This is a genomic window from Sphingomonas sp. Leaf62, from assembly GCF_001421915.1.
GTDB lineage: Bacteria > Pseudomonadota > Alphaproteobacteria > Sphingomonadales > Sphingomonadaceae > Sphingomonas.
Genome location: NZ_LMLN01000020.1, coordinates 1 through 17,244 on the forward strand (window position 1 = coordinate 1; position 17,244 = coordinate 17,244).

The following is a 17,244-nucleotide window of genomic DNA, read 5'->3' on the forward strand; positions in this document are numbered from 1 at the left end:
CCGCGGATCGAAGCTGCCTGGCTGTCGGGACAGCATCTCGCGGAGTTCGTCGGATCGACAAATCGGGCTGTTTCCAAACAGCATGTCCGATGCTGAGACCCAGAACCCGCCGTTCAAACAGATTTACCGCAGCCCGAAAATCGGCCTTTCGTTCATTTTTTTCTACCACTCCAACTAACCCCGGGCCGGGGAAGACCGGCAACCGAAAAGGTCGCGTACGCTTCAGCACTCGAACTTGCGCCGACGTAGAGATCGAACGTGCCGGGATCGATCACCCAGCCCTTCGCGGCACTGCTCCAGTATTGGAGGCTGCGTTCGTCGAGTTCGAAGCGCGCCGTCCGCTGCTCGCCTGCGCGCAGCGATACGCGTTCGAACCCCTTCAACTCGCGGACCGGACGCGACGCTCGGCCCGATCGCTGATGAACATAGAGCTGCACCACTTCGTCCCCGGCGCGGGTGCCGCGATTGGCCACCGGCACCGACACGACGACGCGTCCGCCGGCACCCATGGTAGCAGTATCGAGCACCGGCGCACCGATCTCGAAGGTCGTGTAGCTGAGCCCGTAACCGAAGGGAAATTGCGGCGTGGAGGGAATATCCCAATAGCGCTTGCCCTGATCCTTGGGCGCATGGGTCGTGTTGTGCGCGTAATAGATCGGCACCTGCCCGACGCTGCGTGGCCATGTTACCGGCAGCTTGCCGCCGGGATTAACGTCGCCGAACAGCGTGCGCGCGATCGCGGTGCCGCCGCGCGTGCCACCATACCAGGCGTGAAGGATCGCCGGCGCGCGCTCGATCACCGCCCCCAGTTCGAGCGGACGGCCGCTCATCGTCACGACCCGCACCGGCTTGCCGGTCGCCAGCATCGCTTCGAACAGGCGCAACTGGTCGCCCGGCAGCTTCAGGTCGGAGCGTGAGGCCCCCTCGCCGCTCATATCCTCCGCCTCGCCGAGCGTCAGGATGATCAGATCGGAACGCCTGGCGAGCGCCACCGCGCGATCGAACTCGCTTGCCGCGCGGGCCGCGTCCCAACGCGGTTCGGGCTTCGCCGCGCCTGGGATGGTGATCGCTTCGAACATCGACGGCACGTCGCGCTTGAGTTGCACGCCTGGCGCAGTCTCGACGGTCGCGGCCGACCCTAGCCGATCGCGGACGCCCTCGAACACCGTCACTGTTTCGGGCAGGTCGTACTGGAACGCCCAAGGTCCGAGCATGTCACGCTTCGAATTGGCCATCGCCCCGATCACCGCGACCCGCTTGTGTGCGCCCGCCACCAGCGGCAGGGCACCGCCCTCGTTCTTCAGCAGCACGAACGAACGCTCGGCCGCGGCCTGCGCCTCGGCGCGATGGGCGGGATCGGCCAGAGTCTTTTTGGCTTGCGCTTCGTCGACATAGGGGTTTTCGAACAGTCCCATGCGGAACTTGCCGATCAGGATGCGACGCACCGCACGGTCGAGCACCGCCTCCTTCAGCTTGCCCGCTCGCACCGACGCCGCCAGCGTCTCGGCGGAAGCGGCGGGGCCGAACGACATTTCCATGTCGTTGCCGGCATCGATGCTGCGCACCGCCGCATCGGCTTCGTCGCGGGCGAAATGCTGGATCACCTGGTTCTTGGTGCCGTTGGCGTCGGACACGACCCAGCCGTCGAAGCCCATCTGATCGCGCAGCACATCGGTCAGCAGCCATTTGTTGCCGACCGCCGGCACGTCGTTGAGGTCCATGTAGGCGCTCATGACATTGCCTGCGCCGGCCTGCACCGCCGCGGCAAAGGGCGGCAGGATGACGTTGTAGAGCTGCGGTTCAGAGATATAGACGCTGTCGTAATCGCGTCCGCCTTCCGCCGCGGCATAGCCCGCGAAATGCTTGGGGCCAGAGACGATGTGACCGGGCGCACCGATCGCCGGACCCTGAAATCCCTTCACCTGCGCGCGTGCCATCGCCGAACCGAGGAACGGGTCCTCCCCCGCCCCCTCGACGATGCGGCCCCAACGGGGATCGCGGGCGATATCGACCATCGGCGCGAAAGCCCAGTGAATGCCGACCGCGCGCGCCTCGGCAGCGGCAACCGCCTGCGCCCGCTCGACGCCGGCCGGGTCCCATGATGCGGCATTGGCGATCGGTACCGGAAAGATCGTGCGGAACCCGTGGATGACGTCATACCCGAAGATCAACGGCACCTTCAGCCGCGTCTCCTCGACCGCCACGCGTTGCAGCCGGTTGATGACGGCGGGGTCGGTGACGAACAGCAGCGATCCGACCTTGCTCCCCTTAACGATCGGAGCGAACTGCTCGAACGCGCCGAACATGAATTGCTGCGATACCTGCCCCGCTTTTTCCTCCAGCGTCATCGCGCGCAGCAGCAGGTCGGCACGCTGTTCGGCGCTCATCCGGGTATTCATCCACGGTTGCGCCGCCGTCTTCGCCTGCCGCGCGGCAAGCGGGGCACCGACGACGACCGCCCCTGCCGCCAGCGCCAACGCACTGGCGGCAACCATCTTCTTTCGCATCGCGATCCTCCCCCTGTTCGCCATCTTACTTCTTGACCGGAATGGTAGCGAGGTCGCGATCGATCGTCGCCAGCAATGAATCGGTGAACTGGTCGGGCAGATAGGTCTGCAACCCGTACAGCGTCGTGCCGCGCGCCATGTCGAGCTGCGGGTTCTTGAGGAACGCCGGCACATGCCGTTCGAGCACCGTGCGCGTCGCCGGATTGTCGAGCAGTTCGCCGATCGGCGTCGTCAGCGTGGTGTAGCGCCCCGATGCCTTGGCCGCGGCCAATGCCCGCGACAACTTGTCGATCTCGGCACCCCATGGATCGCGCACGACCACGACCTTCCCGTTTGCGGCGAAGTCGGCGATCGTATCGTTGGCGCGGGTATAGCGCAGCCAGTTGGGCAGCGTGCCGCCGTTCGGATCGCCGCGCTTAACGAAATTGGCGAGATAGCTGCTCATCGCCTCGCCGACGCCCTCGTCCTTGGCGTTCGTCTGCGCGCCATATTTGATGCGGGTGTTGTCGAAGAAATAGGGGATGTCGGTCGCGTGCTGCGCCCCGCCCTGCCCGATCGAATCGGCGACATAGGAGAAGCGATAGCCCCAGACCGGCACGCCCTTGTCGGCGATCATCGCCGATGCCTCGCGCCCGCCAGCGATCATGAAGCCGCTCTTGCCACCGATATCGGCGCTGGTCGCTCCGATCATCATCGGCATGCGGGCGAAGCGATCCTGTTCATATGCCTTGCGCACGTCGACCACCACCTTGCCATCGACGAACGGCCCCGAATTGGTCGGCGGGGCACCGTTGCGGCCGGACATTTGCGCCATGTTCAGCCCGTCGAGCACGTCCTCCGCCGACAGCGCGCGCAAGCGTTGCAGCGCGTCGGGGGCAGCGGGGTCGATGCCCTTGGTCCGGGCGAAGTTGCCGCCGATCTTTTCCACGTCCGCCAGCGTGTTGCCGGTGAACGCCTTGGCATCGCCGCCCGACATCACGACCGCCTTGTTGAACAGCCCCTTCGCCTCCGGCGAGGTGACCAGCGCATGTACGGAGATGCCGCCGGCACTCTCGCCCGAAATGGTCACGTTCGCCGGATCGCCGCCGAACGCCGCGATGTTGCGCTTGACCCATTGCAGTGCTGCGACCTGATCCATGATCCCATAGTTGCCCAGTCGCCCGCCATCGGCATTCGCCGCGGTCAGTTGCGGCAACGCGAAAGTGCCGAAGCGGCCGACGCGGTAGTTGAAGCTGACGAAGACCACGCCCTTCTTCGCCATGTTCGCCCCGGCATAGGTCGGCGGCGAGGCGCCGCCGTTCACGAACCCGCCGCCATAGATCCAGACCAGCACCGGCAGCTTGCCCTTGGCGCCCGCCGGCCGCCAGACATTGGCATAGAGGCAGTCCTCGGCCGGGGTGGTGCCGAGCGGCGCCGCGTCGCTCGGGAACGGTTTCTGCATGCAGTCGGCGCTATATTGCGTGGCGTCGCGCACTCCGGTCCATTTCGTCGCCGGTTGCGGTGCGCGCCAGCGCAGCGGGCCGACCGGCGGGGCGGCAAAGGGGATACCCTTCCAGCTTTCGACGCCATCGGCCACCTTCCCACGCACCGAACCGGTGTCGGTGCGGATCGTCGGGCCCGCCGGCTGCGCGGCGGCGGGAATGGCGGTCAGTGCGGTGGCGACGACCAGTGCTTTGGTGATGCGGTTCATCGGTGTGTTTCCCTCAAGTTACGCGATGTCAGGAAGCGGGGCAGAGCCGTGCGCCCTTCAGCGCAGCGGCAGGAAGGTCCAGATTGGTCTGTACGGCGCGGTCGGCGGACGATCCGCCGAGGATGAAGCCGATGCGGCCGGTCGTCGGACGCCAGCAGCTTTGCGCAACGTCGTAATCGGACACCGATCGCGGATCGATGGCGATGCTGACCGTGCGACTCTGGCGGGGAGCCAGATCGACCTTGGCGAAGCCGGCGAGGCGGCGCGGTGCCTCCCAGCCCGAAGCGGCGGCATAGAGCTGTGCCACCGCCTTGCCGGCGACGCGGCCGGTGTTCGCGACCTTGAACTGCGCCTCGATCGCGCCGTTCTTTGCGGTCAGGGTCAGGTCGCTGTAGCGGAAGTCGGTGTAGGACAGACCGTGGCCAAAGGCGAAGGCCGGGGTCAGCCCCTTCGCATCGAACCATTTATAGCCGACCGTCGCCCCTTCGTTATAGCGGAACTCTCCCTTTGCTGGTGGCTGGGGATGGGGCAGTTGATCGAGGCTGGCGGGGAAGGTCATCGGCAGGTGGCCCGACGGATTGACCCGCCCGGTCAGCACGTCGGCGATCGCCTCCCCGCCCTCCGTCCCCGAATACCATGCGGTGAGGATGCCGGCGACACGCGGTGCCCAGGGGGTCAGCACCGGCCCGCCGTTTTCGAGCACGACGACGGTGCGCCGGTTGGCACCCGCCACCGCATCGATCAGCGCGTCCTGGTTATCGGCCACTGTCAGCGACACATCGAACGCTTCCCCCGCCCATTGCGTCGCGAAGACGATCGCGAGGTCGGCCTGTGCCGCAGCGGCCGCCGCCGCCGCTTGGTCGGTACCGTCGACGAAATCGATCGTCGCGCCGGGCAGACGGCGGCGCAGCGCCTCCAGCGGCGAGGACGGATAGTACATGATCGGCCCCGGCCAGAAGGTAGGTTGCAGCCCCGGAACGGCATTGCCGCCCTTTGGGTAGACCAGCGACGATCCGCCACCTGCCAGCACGCCCTTGTCCGCATGGCCACCGATGACGAGGATCCGCTTCGCACTCGCCGCCAGCGGCAGGACGTTGCCGCTGTTCTTGAGCAGCACGATCGCCTCTGCCGCATCGGCGCGACTGATTGCACCATTGCGCGCCAGCATGTCGGCGGGCAGGTCGAACGGTGCGGCGGTCACCGGATGGTCGAACAGGCCGTGACGCAGCATTGCATAGAGGATGCGCCCGACCATCGCGTCGATCCGTGCGGGCGGCACCCGCCCGTCGGTGATGGCGTGGCGCATATCCTCGCCGAAGAACGGCTTCACGTCGAAGGGATAGCCGGATTGCTGGTCGAGCCCCGCCGCCGATGCCGCCTCAGTCGAATGGGTCGCGCCCCAGTCGGACATGACATAGCCCTTGAAGCCCCAATCATCGCGCAGCACCTTGGTCAACAGCCACGGATTCTCGCACGAGAAGGGGCCGTTGACGCGGTTATAGGCGCACATCACCGCGCCCGGATCGCCGCGCTCCATTGCGATTTCGAAGGCGAGGAGGTCGGACAAGTGTGCCGCCTTAGGATCGATCACGGCATTGCCGGCGTTGCGATCGGTCTCCTGATCGTTCAGCGCAAAATGCTTCATTGTCGAGATGACGTGCTGCGACTGGATGCCGGCGATCTGCGCTCCCGCCATCGTGCCCGCGAGCAGCGGGTCTTCGCCGGCATATTCGAAATTGCGGCCGTTGCGCGGTTCACGCGTCAGGTTGACGCTGCCGCCGAGCAGCACGTTAAAACCCGAGGCATAGGCTTCCGCGCCGATCATCGCCCCACCGCGTTTGGCGAGTTCGGGGTTCCAGGTGGCGGCGGTAGCGAGGCCGGAGGGGAGCGCGGTCCGTTCGCGCTTGCGCTTGGCCCCGCCCTGGCTAGCGACGCCGATCCCGGCATCGGCCTGCCACTGTGCCGGGATGCCGAGCCGGGGGATGCCGGGGACATAGCCCGCTGACCCTTCGCGCGCGCCGGCCGGGGCCGTGAACTGCTTCGGGGGAAAGTCGGTCGCGAACTGGCCGAAGATCAGCGTCAGCTTCTCCTCGGATGTCATCGCCGCCAGCAGCGCGGCGACGCGTGCCTCGGTCGGCCGGCGCACATCCATCCATGGGCCGGTCGCAACCGGAGCCGGCTGGGCGACGGCCGCCATCGGCACCGACGCGACGAGCGCGATACCCGCGACAAGGGGCAGCAGGGGTTTCAAGCGGTCTTCTCCCTTATTCTTTTGTTCTGGGTCGTGCCGGTCGTGCGGCGGCAGGCGAAGCTGTCGGCATGCTCCGGGTCGCCGCCGATATGGACGGCTCGCACCGGGTGGGGGCAGAGCGGGCGGGTGGCGTCCGCCGACGGATCGGTCGGGCGGGCGATCAGCCGATCGGGCGGGCGTCCCTGTTCGACCCACGCCTCGATCGCCTGCTGCGAATCGAAGCGCGTGAAGCCCGGACCACCGCCGCAATGGCCCATGCCCGGGGCAAGGAACAGGCGATACCAGTCGGTAGTCGGCATGCGGGCGGCGACGGCAGCATGATATTGCGTGGAATCGAGAGGCGACACCACCGGATCGGCCAGCCCGTGATAGTGGAGCAGCTTGCCTCCGGACGCGCGGAAGCGCTCTAGGTTCGGGTCGACCGCATCGATCACCGACGACAGTGTGTGAAGAACGTGATCGAGGTCGCGGCCGAAATCGAACCGCCACCACGACCATGCCGGATTGGCGAAGGCCCAGACTCGCCAGAAGCTGGTCCGCGCCGGCTGCGGTCGCCCGCCATCGGACAGATAGGCGGCCCAGCCCGCTTCGCTGCCCGGCAGCCACGGATTGGTGACCCGCGCGCCGCTGCGCGGGTCGACTGCGCCGCGATACATCCGGCGAGCGGCGGCGACCTGTTCGGCAGACAGGCACGGTTCGACCCGGCCGGGTTCGCACGCCAGGACACCGGGATCGAACCGGCAGGCGGCGGGATCGTTCAGCCATGCATCGCCGGCAAGGCCGCCCGCGGCAGAACCGTTGTTGGTGCGACAGGCCGCCAGCGCCCCCTGTTGCAGCAACGCCAGTTCGCGCTGGCCGAGGATCGCGCGGGCGTCGTCGCCCGCTGCATGGTTGGCGCGATATTGCCACAGGAACGCGGCATTCAACCGGACCCGCGCCGCGCCCGGCGCGCCCGCAACGATCCCGTCGAAATCACTTGGAAAGCGCTGCGCCTCCATCAGCGCCTGATGCCCGCCGGTCGAACAGCCGTTGAAATAACGGTAGCGCGGCGCGCGGCCATAATAGCGCGTGGTGACGCGACGGGCGGCAACCGCGCTCACATGCACCGCGCGCCAGCCCCAGTCGACGATCGCTTGCGGTCGCCCCAGCGCAAAATTAGGATCGTCGCCGTCATGACCGGTATCGGTCGCGACTACCGCCGCACCCCGCGCCAGTTGCTCGGTCATTGCCGTCAGCGGCAGCCGCGACGAATAGCCGCCGTTGCCGAGCATCACCATGCGCCCGCTCCACGTGGTATGCGGCGGCAACCACAGCTGATACCCGATCCGAGACCCGGCGACCGGCCGCAGCACGCCACTTACCCGGCAGATACCGTCGGCCTCGGTAACCGTCGTTCCCCGTCCCACCAGCGCGGCACAGGATCGGGCGGTCGCATCGACCGATCCGACCAGCAGTGCCGCGATCGCCGTGGCGATACCGGCAAGGCGGAAAGGGTCAGCGCAGGACATCGCTGGCCTCCGCCTCGGCGATGGTGCGGGCGGCATCCTCGGGCAGCAGCCAGCCATCGCGTACCTGCCGCCACGCAACGGCGCGGACCTGTGCGACGAAGCCTGCATGGTCGCGATATCGTGCCGTCAGCGACGGACGCGGATCGCCGCGCTGCCGCCGCTCCGCCTCGGTTCGGGCGAAGGGCACGAAGCCGCCGATAAAGCCGCACGACCCGCCACGACCATAGCCGGCGGTGCGGACGTTCCACCCGGTATAGGTACCGATCGGCACCGCCAGCGCAACCAGCGGGACACCCCCGACCTCGTTCCCGTCGCTGTCGACGCGCGGCACGCGGGCCGGCAGGATTTGGCGGACGCGTGGTGGCTGGCGCGACGCCACGCCGCTTTCATCGACATAGCGGAACTGCGGCCCGACGTCGTAATCGGGCATGCGGTTCAGCGCGGTCTGCGGCAACGGCACGCCCGGTATCGCCGGCCACCCCATCGCCGCAGCATCGGGCGGCACGAGCGTGCCGGCGGCGATCGTCGGATAGCGACTGTCGGGTGGCGCACGATCGTTGCGGACCCATTCGACCAGCCGGGCGAGCAAGGCCCGGCGTATATCGGCGGTCCGAACCGGGTTTAGCGGCAGCGCGCAAGGCGGATAGCCCGGCGGGATCACTTCACCGGTCAACGGAAAGCCGCCGTGCTGCGACCCGCCATGGGTGACCGATCCGAAGTAATAGCGCCGGACATCGGCCGGCAGCGGCAGGTCGCGGCGGGCATCGGTGCCGACCAGTCCCGGCGACAGGCGCAAGCCCCAGATTTCAGCCGACCCGATCGTCTCGACGATCTTTGGACAGGTGTTGCTCGCGCGGCACCGGTCGAGCAGGCTGGAGGTACCGCGCCCGCGCGTGCGATCACGGTAGCGGCTCCACCACAGCGCACCTTCGCTGCCCAGTTCGAACAGGTCGGCGGCACCGCCTGGCACGGCGAAGCGGATGTTGAGCGGCACCTGCCGTGCGGCGATATCCGGGTTGGCGCCGTCAAATACCCGGCGCCGGGATTCATCGGCATTGAAGCCCAGATGCAGGAAGCTTTTGACGAAATTGCCCGATTGCGACGTGCCGGTAACGATCGGCCAGCGGACGAGACCGGCGACCGGATTGGCGGTACCATGATCGTCGCGCGATCCGTGCCGCAGGAACGCGACCAGATCGCGTACCGCCGCAAAACCGATACCCAGCACCTGCGGATCGCGTCCCGTATACAGCAGCGTATAGGCCCGGTCCGCGACGAAACCGCCCCGCACGCAGAGCTGCCGAGGGTCCGGCGTCCCCGGAAAAGGGCGGGTACGACAGTCTGCGAATGCCCAGTCACCCGCTGCGACCGGGACCAGCGGCGCGCTGTCGGCTGTCTGCGTCCACAACCGCGCCGCGCGGGTGTCGAGCGATACCGGCAGCGGGCGTGCGACCGGGCGGACGATGCCACCGACGATCGGGACGCTCGCGCTGCCCGCCGCGACGCCGACGAAGCGTTGCAGGACCGGCCCTGTCAGTCCGGCGGCGATCGGCACCGTCGCGGTCTGTACCCCCGGCTGCGGCGCGATATCGCCCTGCCAACCGCTGACGACCCGGATATGGCCGGCGGGGTCCGGTTCGATCCGGGCGTTGCCGCGATTGGGCACGTCGTAGAACAGCACGCCACTGGCCCGCGCCGGATCGTTCGGCCGGACGATCGCGAAGGTCGCGCCGTAGGCGACCGTCCCGCGCTTAGTCCGCGGCGCCGCCGACAGGTCGGTGATGATGCGGTTGTGCGGATCGCGGGGATCGAGTTCGCCCTCGTAGCGGCCGCGCAACATGGTGAAGCCGTCACCCGCCGCTTCGCTGCGCTCGACCACGATCCGCGTCACCCGCGCCTCGGCCATGGTCGGCAAGACGATCAGCGTCAGCGCCAGCCAGCCCGCGCCCCTCATGCGTCATCCCCGATCTCTAAGGCGAGGAGATGCGCGCCCAGCGTCTTGCCATGGGCGTCGAGCGCCAGCGAACGGGTGACGCCGCCGCTCAACGCCCCCTCCAGCACGAAATTCAGCGCGCCTAGCTGCGGCAAATCGTAGCGGCGGACCGATCCGGCGGCCACGCTCAGCGCTGCACCGACCCGTGCCGCATCCAGCGCCCGCGCGATCCGTGGATAGTCGGCCGCGCGATAGGCGATGACCGAGATCTGCGAGATATCGCCTTTGTCGCCGGTGCGGACATGGGCCAGATCACGCAGCCGCATCGCCGGCCTCCACGATATGCACCTTGGCCGCGGTCGCGTCGCGGGGGATCAGACAGGACGCGATGGCGACCACCCGGCGGATGCCGCGGCTGACCCCGCCGCCGCCGAACGGCCCGTTGGTATAGAGCGCCTCGACCTCCGCGCCGATCGCCCGGGCGCCGGCCGCACTCGGGCTGCGTCCGACGATCCGCGCGCGAACCTCGCCGCCGCCGTCAGCATGGTAGTCCGCCGTCCGTGTCACAGCGTCGAGCCCTATGACGTCGCAGCGGATCTCGCGGATGTCCGCGCCGGTCAGCGCCAGTCGTTCGCGTACGATGTCGAGCGCCAGCCTCGCGCGCGCAACCGCGCCGGGGCCCGCATAGGAAATCTGCCCCTCGCCGATGAAGCCGTCGTCGTATCCGATCGATACCTTCAGCGACGCCGGCCGTGTCCGCCCGGCGCCGCCCGATACCGCGACCTGGTCGGTCGCGACCTGTTCGAAGCGCACCCGGCGGAAATCGGCGGTAACGTCGGCCTGGAGATAGGCGGCGGGGTCGAGAATCTCGTAGAGCAGTTGTTCGGTGCAGGTGGCGACCGACAACAGCCCGCCTGACCCCGCGACCTTGCCGAGCAGCGCATCGCCATTCGCATCGACATCGGCGAAGGGGAAACCGAGCCGGGCGAGGCCCGCCACGTCCTTGCGCCCCGGATCGGCGAAGTAGCCGCCGGTCAACTGCCCGGCGCATTCGAGCAGGTGCCCGACCAGCGTGCCGCGCCCGATCCGGTCCCAGTCGTCGGGCGACCAGCCGAAGCGGTGGATCATGGGTGCAAGGAACAGCGACGGATCGCCAACCCGCCCGGTGATGACGATGTCGGCCCCGGAATCGAGCGCGGCGACGATGCCGTCCGCCCCCAGATAGGCGTTGGCCGACACCATCCGGTCGCGCAGCGTGGCGACCGTCCCCGCCCCGTCGATCAGCGGCGGGTCGCTATCCGCCAGCACCGCCAGCACATCGTCGCCGGTAACTGCGCCGATCCGCAGGTCGGGGAGGCCTAGTTCGCGGGCGACGCGGGCGACGGCATGGGCGGCGGCGATCGGGTTCGCCGCGCCGGCGTTGGTGATAATCCTGACGCCCTGCGCGGCGGCGGCGGGCAGGACGCGCCGCATCCGTTCGATCAGCATCGGGTCGAACCCGTCCGCCGGATCGGCCTGTAACCGTTCCTGCGCAAGCGCGATGGTGCGTTCGGCAAGGCATTCGAAGACGAGGAAGTCGAGCTCGCCCCGTTCGACCAGTTCGATGGCGGGTTCGATCCGGTCGCCGGCAAAGCCAGACCCCGCCCCGATCCGCACGAAATGCCGTTGCGGTCGCTCGCTCATCATAGCGGGATCACCCCGATCAGCAGCGCGGCGACGGTCATCACCAGACTGGCGGCGAACAGCCATGGGATCGCGAACCTTTGGTGTGCGCCCAGTTCGATCCCGCTCAACCCCGCGACGAGGAAGGTGGCGGGCGTCAGCGGGCTAATAGGAAAGCCTGTCGTCATCTGCCCTAACAGCGCGGCGCGGCCGATCTCTTCGGGGCGGATGCCGAAGCCGGCACCCATTTCCGAGATCACTGGCAGCACCCCAAAATAGAAGGAATCGGGATCGAAGACGAGGCTGAGCGGCATCGCCACCACGGCGAGGATAGCGGCGAGATGCCCGCCGACGGCCGCCGGCAAATGCCCCGCGCCCGCTGCCGCCATCGCGCCGATCATGCCCGAACCGGTCATCACGCCGGTGAACACGCCCGCCGCCAGCAGGATGCTCGCCATCAGCAGTGCAGCATGGGCGTGCGCGTCGATCCGCTCGCGCTGTGCCTTGGCACCGGGATAATTGACCAGCAGTGCCAGCGCGGTACCGATCATGAAGACGACGACCGGTTCGACCAGCCCCGATATCATCGTGCCGACGACCGCGAGGGTCAGGACGACATTCACCATGAAGCGCCAGCCATGGACCGGCGCGGCCGCCGGCGGGGCGGGCGCATGTACGGCATCGCCGGCATCGAATGCCGGTGATCCGGTCAGCCGCACCCGCTCGCGCCGCCCCAGCCACCACGATGCTGCTCCGACGAACACCAGCCCGACCAGCTGCACCCCGATCATCGGCGTGAACAGCGTCGATGTCGGTACGCCGAGCGACGCGGAAGCGCGCAGGGTCGGCCCGGTCCACGGCAGGAAATTGACGCCCGCCGCCATCGATGCGGTGCAGGCCAGCACCCGGCGGTCCATTCCGATCCGGTCATAGACCGGGCGGAGCGCCGGGATGGTGACGAGGAAGCACACGGCGCCCGACCCGTCGAGATGGATGAGCAGCGCCAGCATCGCGGTACCGAGGGCGATCCGTTCCGGGCTGTCCCCGACCAGCCGCACAACGAACCCGACCAGTGGTGCCAGCAGTCCGGCATCGGTCATCACTCCGAAGAACAGGATGGCGAAGATGAACATCCCCGCCACCGGTGCGATCTTGCCCAGCCCTGTCAGGATGAACGCCGGCACCTGATCGCCCATGCCGACCAGCAGCGCCGCCCCGACCGGGATCAGGATCAGCGCGACCAGCGGCGATAGGCGATTGGACAGGATCGCCGCGAGCAACGCCGCGATCGCCGCCAGTCCGGTTAGTGCCAACATCCCCCCGACCCCGTTTCTGGTTTGAACTGGTCGCCTGCATCGTGGAGGCGATCGCGGTGCAACGACAAGTATCTAAAAATTGAACGTGACCTGCATCGTCGCCGTCCGTCCGAACGGGTTCGAATAGGCGCCGTTGAACGCGCCGTTTGACGTGATCGCGATCGGTGGGTCGCGGTCGAATAGATTGAGGATGGTGAGCGACGTGCGAAACCCGCTGAACGGGGTACCGGCATCCTTCAGATCGGCGGCATAGCCGAGCGTCAGGTCGACCGTCGTCCATGCATCGACCTTTTGCGGCGGGATCGACTGGCCGATCGGGCCCAGCGCCAAATCGTTCAAATAGGAACCGATATAGTTGACGAACGCATTGGCGCTGACCCCGCGATAGAGCAGCCCGAGCGAGCCGCGTCCGCGCCATTCGGTCGGCGAGTTGTAGAAGCCGAGCCGGTCGACGAACGGCGCGCCGGCAACGACCTGTTCCTCGTTGCTGATCGTCCAGCTGACCGCCGCCGACGCGTTCACGGTCAACGCGTCGAACTTGTGCAGGTAGTTTATCGACGCATCCAGGCCGTCCTGCCGGGTCGCGGCCAGATTGGCATTGCGCCCGTCGATCAGCACGTTGACCGCACACGGATTGGGCAGCGTACCATAGAGCAGCGTGCGGCTAAGATAGGTGCGCAGCACCGGATCGAAGGTTGCCGGATCAGTGTTCACGCAACCGCTCGGGTTGGCGATCGGCAGAATGAACTGGCTGTATCCGTTATAGCCGGGATAGGCGCCCGCCTGGAACGCTGCGATCGAATTGGGTTGCTGTATGCGGCCGGTATAGCGGATATTGTAATAGGTCGCCTCTGCGGTGAAGTCGCCGAGCTTCAGGTTGCCGCCGACCGACCAGTTGGTCGCCTTCTCCGGCTGCAATTCGGGGTTTGATCCGACAACCACGCCGATATTGGTGAAGCCGGGCCCTGCCCCGTTCACGACCCGCGGATCGTTGTTCGAGAAGGCGAAACCGCCCACCGCCGAATAGGAGAACAAGTTCACGTCGGGCAGCGACGGGGCCCGGAACGACGTGCCCCATGACCCTCGCAGGCTGAGGATGTCGCTCACCACCCACGTCCCGCCGATCTTGGGGTTGGAGGTCGAACCGACGTCCGAATAATCGTCGTACCGGATGGCGGCGTCGATAGTCAGGCTCTTGATAAGCGGGATGCCCATCTCCTCGCCGATCAGCGGGACATAGAGTTCTCCGAATGCCGACCAGATCGTTCGCGACAGGCGGCTGTTGTCGGCGGTGGTGTCGAGCAGAAACTGGTTGGTGGCGCTGCGGTTCGCGCCGTTGATGTTGAAGTTGTACTGCTTGTTGCGCTCACCACCGAACGCAGCGCGCACGCTGCCCGCCGGGACCGCGAACAGCGGGCCGTCGAACTTGACCAGCGCATTGTCCAAGCCGTTGCCGCTACGCTGGACATTGTCGCCGGCGATGGTGGCCAACTGCGCGGGCGTCAGCGCCAGCGCGCTTAGCGGATTGATCGCGCCCAGATTGATCTGATATTGCAGGGCATTGGGATTGATGTTGGTCCCGCTCTGGCAATAATTGCACGCCTCGTCGCGACCATAGGTGTAATAACCCTCCGCGCGCCAACTCCATGGCAGCTTCACCCGCGCTCCGGCGGTGATCGAATAGGTTTCGGACCGGTTGTCGAAGTTGCTCGAACCGATATCCTTTAGCGCGCTATACTGCACGTTCAGCGGCGCGTTCGCCGCCACGCCTGGGATGCCCGCGATATAATAGGGATTGCGCGTTGCCGTCACGGCGCCGCCTGCGTCGAACAGGAACGGCGACAGCGTCACATTCTGCACCGCCGATGCCGGCGACCGGGAAAAAGTGTGCCGGTTCGAATAGGTCCCCTGCACGAACGCCTCGATCGACGGGCCCAATTCCTGGTTGGCGAACAGCGACACCTGATGCCGGTCCAGCCGCCCGGTATAGTCGTTATAATAGGCATTGTCGGTCAGGTTCGGCTGATTGACCAGTAGGTCGCCCGGCGTCAGGGCGACATTCGCCCCCTGCGGCAGCCCGTAGTAGGTATAAAAGCCGGCTCGCGGCAGCACCGGATTCTGCGATCCGTCGGCATTCTGGACATAGATATTGGCGGGGCCCGCCAGCGTGGCAGTCGTGCCGTTCAGCCGGTTGTCGGGTCCGCCGAACGGCCGCAGGTCGCTGAACAGGAAGCGGTTCTTCGCGCGCAGGAACGGGTCGCGATGGGTATATTCGTAACTGACCAGCACGTTGCCCGCGCCGAGGCCGCCTAGACCACTCCACGTCGTGCCGGCGGTGATCGACGGCTGAATCTGGAACCCGCCCGACTGGTTCGTCACGCGGTTCGATGCTTCGATCCCGTCGAAATCCTTGCGCAGCACGAAATTGACCACGCCTGCCACCGCGTCCGAGCCATAGATGGCCGATGCGCCATCGGCGATCACCTCAATCCGAGCGACGGCGGCGATGGGCACCTGATTGGCCTCGGTAAAGTTCGAGGCAGCGCCGGTACCGACCACCCGGTGGCCATCAACCAACGTCAGCGTCGCCTGTGCACCCAATCCGCGCAGGTTGATTGCCGATCCCTGTTGCGAATTATACGACCCCTGCGTTCCGCCTTCGCGGAAATCGCCGAGATTGCGAACCTGCGGCAGGGTGTTGACCGCGTCGGCGACCGACGCGACACCGCTGGCGATGATCGTCTCGCGCGTCAGCGTTACCGCCTCGCTACCAACCGCCTTCACGCCCGAGATATTCGTACCGGTTACGACGATATCGGCGCCTTCGCCGGTCCGGGCATCGTTCGACAGCGCGCCCTGCTGATCGACATCGTCGCCAGCGTCTCCCGCAACCCCGGTCGGGGCGTTAAGCGATCCCGTGCTGCTCGCACCGGCTGCCGGGTCCTGCGCGCTGCTCGTCTGCGCGGGATCGATCGTAGGCGCCTGCTGGCCGGCGGAGCCATCCTGCCCGCCGATGACCGATGTGCCGGCGATGGCCGGCGATGTGAGCCCGAGCGCCAAGGCGGTCAGGCTGATGCGCGTGAAACGAGTCTTGCGACCTTGCATGGAAACCTCCCCTGTGAGGACGGCCAACTGGACATCGGCTCTTGTCGGATGGTCCGGCTCTTGGCGCCGGCTTCGTCCGCTCGACGGTTTATCAATCGTTCGATATGATTATAAAAATAGAATGTTGGCATCGATTGATACGTAAAGCTGATCGATGAATGGAGAGGACCGGATGAACCGTACCCCCAGCCTGACGACGCTGCGACTGTTCATGGCGGTCGCCCGCACGCGCAGCTTCAGCGAAGCCGCCCGGTCAGCGAACCTTTCGCAACCGGCACTCAGCCGGACGATCCGGTTGATGGAAGAGGATCTGGGCGTCCGTCTGTTCGATCGCAGTTCACGCCGGGTCGAACTGACGAGCGCGGGTACGATACTGGTGCCAACGGTCGAGCGGCTGATCGCGGACTTCGATCATGCATTCGCCACGCTATCGAAGGATCTGACCGGCATGCGCGGGCGGATCGTGATCGGCGCGCTGCCGTCCTTCGCCGCCGCTTCCTTGCCGCGCGCCATCCGGGACTACATCGCGCGCAGCCCGTCGGTCGACATCGTGATCCGCGACGACATCGCCGGCAAGCTATACCGCCAGCTTCGAGACGGCCAGATCGATCTGGCCTTCGTTACTGAGACGGACGAACCCGATTACCGGTTCGAGCCGCTATTGTCCGATCGCTGCGTCCTTGCATTCCAGTCGGGATCGCGATTCGACGTTCCGGGTGAAGCGCCGTGGTCGACGCTTGCGGACGCACCCTTTCTGGCAATGGCGACCAGCAGCAGCGTACGGGTCATGTCCGACGCCGCGCTGCTGCGCGCCGGGATCTCGGTCCGCCCCTTGTACGAAGTTTCGCAATTGGTGACGATGGGCGGCCTGCTTGCCGCCGGGTTAGGCGTGACCGTGTTGCCTCACTCTACGATCACGATGCTTGCGAACCCTGCGGTTGCCTGGCGCCCGCTGGAGGGGCCGATAGTCGAGCGCAAGATCGGTATCGCATATTTGCGCCACCGTTCGCTATCGCCGGCCGCCGCCGCCTTCCTGTCGCATTGCAGGTCGCTTCATCGCGACGGGCAACTCGTTCCAAGGGAACGCTAAAATCTCCATTCTACACCCATTTGACCGATACGCCGACGCTTACGGATATAAAGGTCGCTCGTGACGGCGCTGCCCACAGCCAGATCCCTATGCGGGATAATTACATCGTGATGGTTGAGCTAGGTGTTTAGTCCCGGCATCTGGTGGATCGGGTTGACGATGAACCGGTCTGGCTCTGACGT

General features: G+C 66.7%; 10 protein-coding genes. 1 reads left to right on the top strand and 9 read right to left on the bottom strand.

What is annotated here, in order from left to right; genetic code table 11:
* Nucleotides 1-152 precede the first annotated feature (152 nt).
* The 9 genes from ASE91_RS20585 to ASE91_RS09175 all read right to left on the bottom strand — a co-directional run bounded on the left by ASE91_RS20585 (nt 153) and on the right by ASE91_RS09175 (nt 15,972).
* Nucleotides 153-2,507 carry a glycoside hydrolase family 3 N-terminal domain-containing protein gene (locus tag ASE91_RS20585; RefSeq protein WP_235530394.1) on the bottom strand — a complete coding sequence of 785 codons (2,355 nt, stop codon included), beginning with the start codon at nt 2,505-2,507 and terminating at the stop codon, nt 153-155.
* A gap of 25 nt (nt 2,508-2,532) precedes the next feature.
* Entirely contained in the window at nt 2,533-4,197 is a 1,665-nt protein-coding gene (locus ASE91_RS09140) for a carboxylesterase/lipase family protein (protein WP_056625279.1), read from the bottom strand.
* Between the two features lie 28 nt (nt 4,198-4,225).
* On the bottom strand, nt 4,226-6,448 hold the full coding sequence (locus ASE91_RS09145; RefSeq protein WP_235530395.1) for a glycoside hydrolase family 3 C-terminal domain-containing protein: 2,223 nt from the start codon (nt 6,446-6,448) through the stop codon (nt 4,226-4,228).
* On the bottom strand, nt 6,445-7,956 hold the full coding sequence (locus ASE91_RS09150; RefSeq protein ID WP_056625282.1) for a tannase/feruloyl esterase family alpha/beta hydrolase: 1,512 nt from the start codon (nt 7,954-7,956) through the stop codon (nt 6,445-6,447). Before ASE91_RS09150 ends, ASE91_RS09145 begins: the two co-directional genes overlap by 4 nt.
* Nucleotides 7,943-9,910 (bottom strand): alpha/beta hydrolase domain-containing protein, encoded by a 1,968-nt coding sequence (locus ASE91_RS19935; RefSeq protein ID WP_056625285.1) that lies wholly within the window; start codon nt 9,908-9,910, stop codon nt 7,943-7,945. The genes ASE91_RS09150 and ASE91_RS19935 overlap by 14 nt, the downstream gene beginning before the upstream one ends.
* Nucleotides 9,907-10,215, bottom strand: coding sequence for an AtuA-related protein (locus ASE91_RS09160; protein WP_055998393.1), 309 nt, complete (start codon nt 10,213-10,215; stop codon nt 9,907-9,909). Before ASE91_RS09160 ends, ASE91_RS19935 begins: the two co-directional genes overlap by 4 nt.
* On the bottom strand, nt 10,202-11,572 hold the full coding sequence (locus ASE91_RS09165) for an acyclic terpene utilization AtuA family protein (protein ID WP_056625289.1): 1,371 nt from the start codon (nt 11,570-11,572) through the stop codon (nt 10,202-10,204). Before ASE91_RS09165 ends, ASE91_RS09160 begins: the two co-directional genes overlap by 14 nt.
* On the bottom strand, nt 11,572-12,867 hold the full coding sequence (locus tag ASE91_RS09170; protein ID WP_056625291.1) for a CitMHS family transporter: 1,296 nt from the start codon (nt 12,865-12,867) through the stop codon (nt 11,572-11,574). The genes ASE91_RS09165 and ASE91_RS09170 overlap by 1 nt, the downstream gene beginning before the upstream one ends.
* A gap of 72 nt (nt 12,868-12,939) precedes the next feature.
* Nucleotides 12,940-15,972, bottom strand: a complete 3,033-nt coding sequence (locus ASE91_RS09175) for a TonB-dependent receptor plug domain-containing protein (protein WP_056625294.1) — start codon at nt 15,970-15,972, stop codon at nt 12,940-12,942.
* Between the two features lie 172 nt (nt 15,973-16,144).
* Between ASE91_RS09175 and ASE91_RS09180 the strand changes: the two genes are divergently transcribed.
* Entirely contained in the window at nt 16,145-17,062 is a 918-nt protein-coding gene (locus ASE91_RS09180; RefSeq protein WP_056625297.1) for a LysR family transcriptional regulator, read from the top strand.
* The last annotated feature ends 182 nt before the right edge of the window (nt 17,063-17,244 follow it).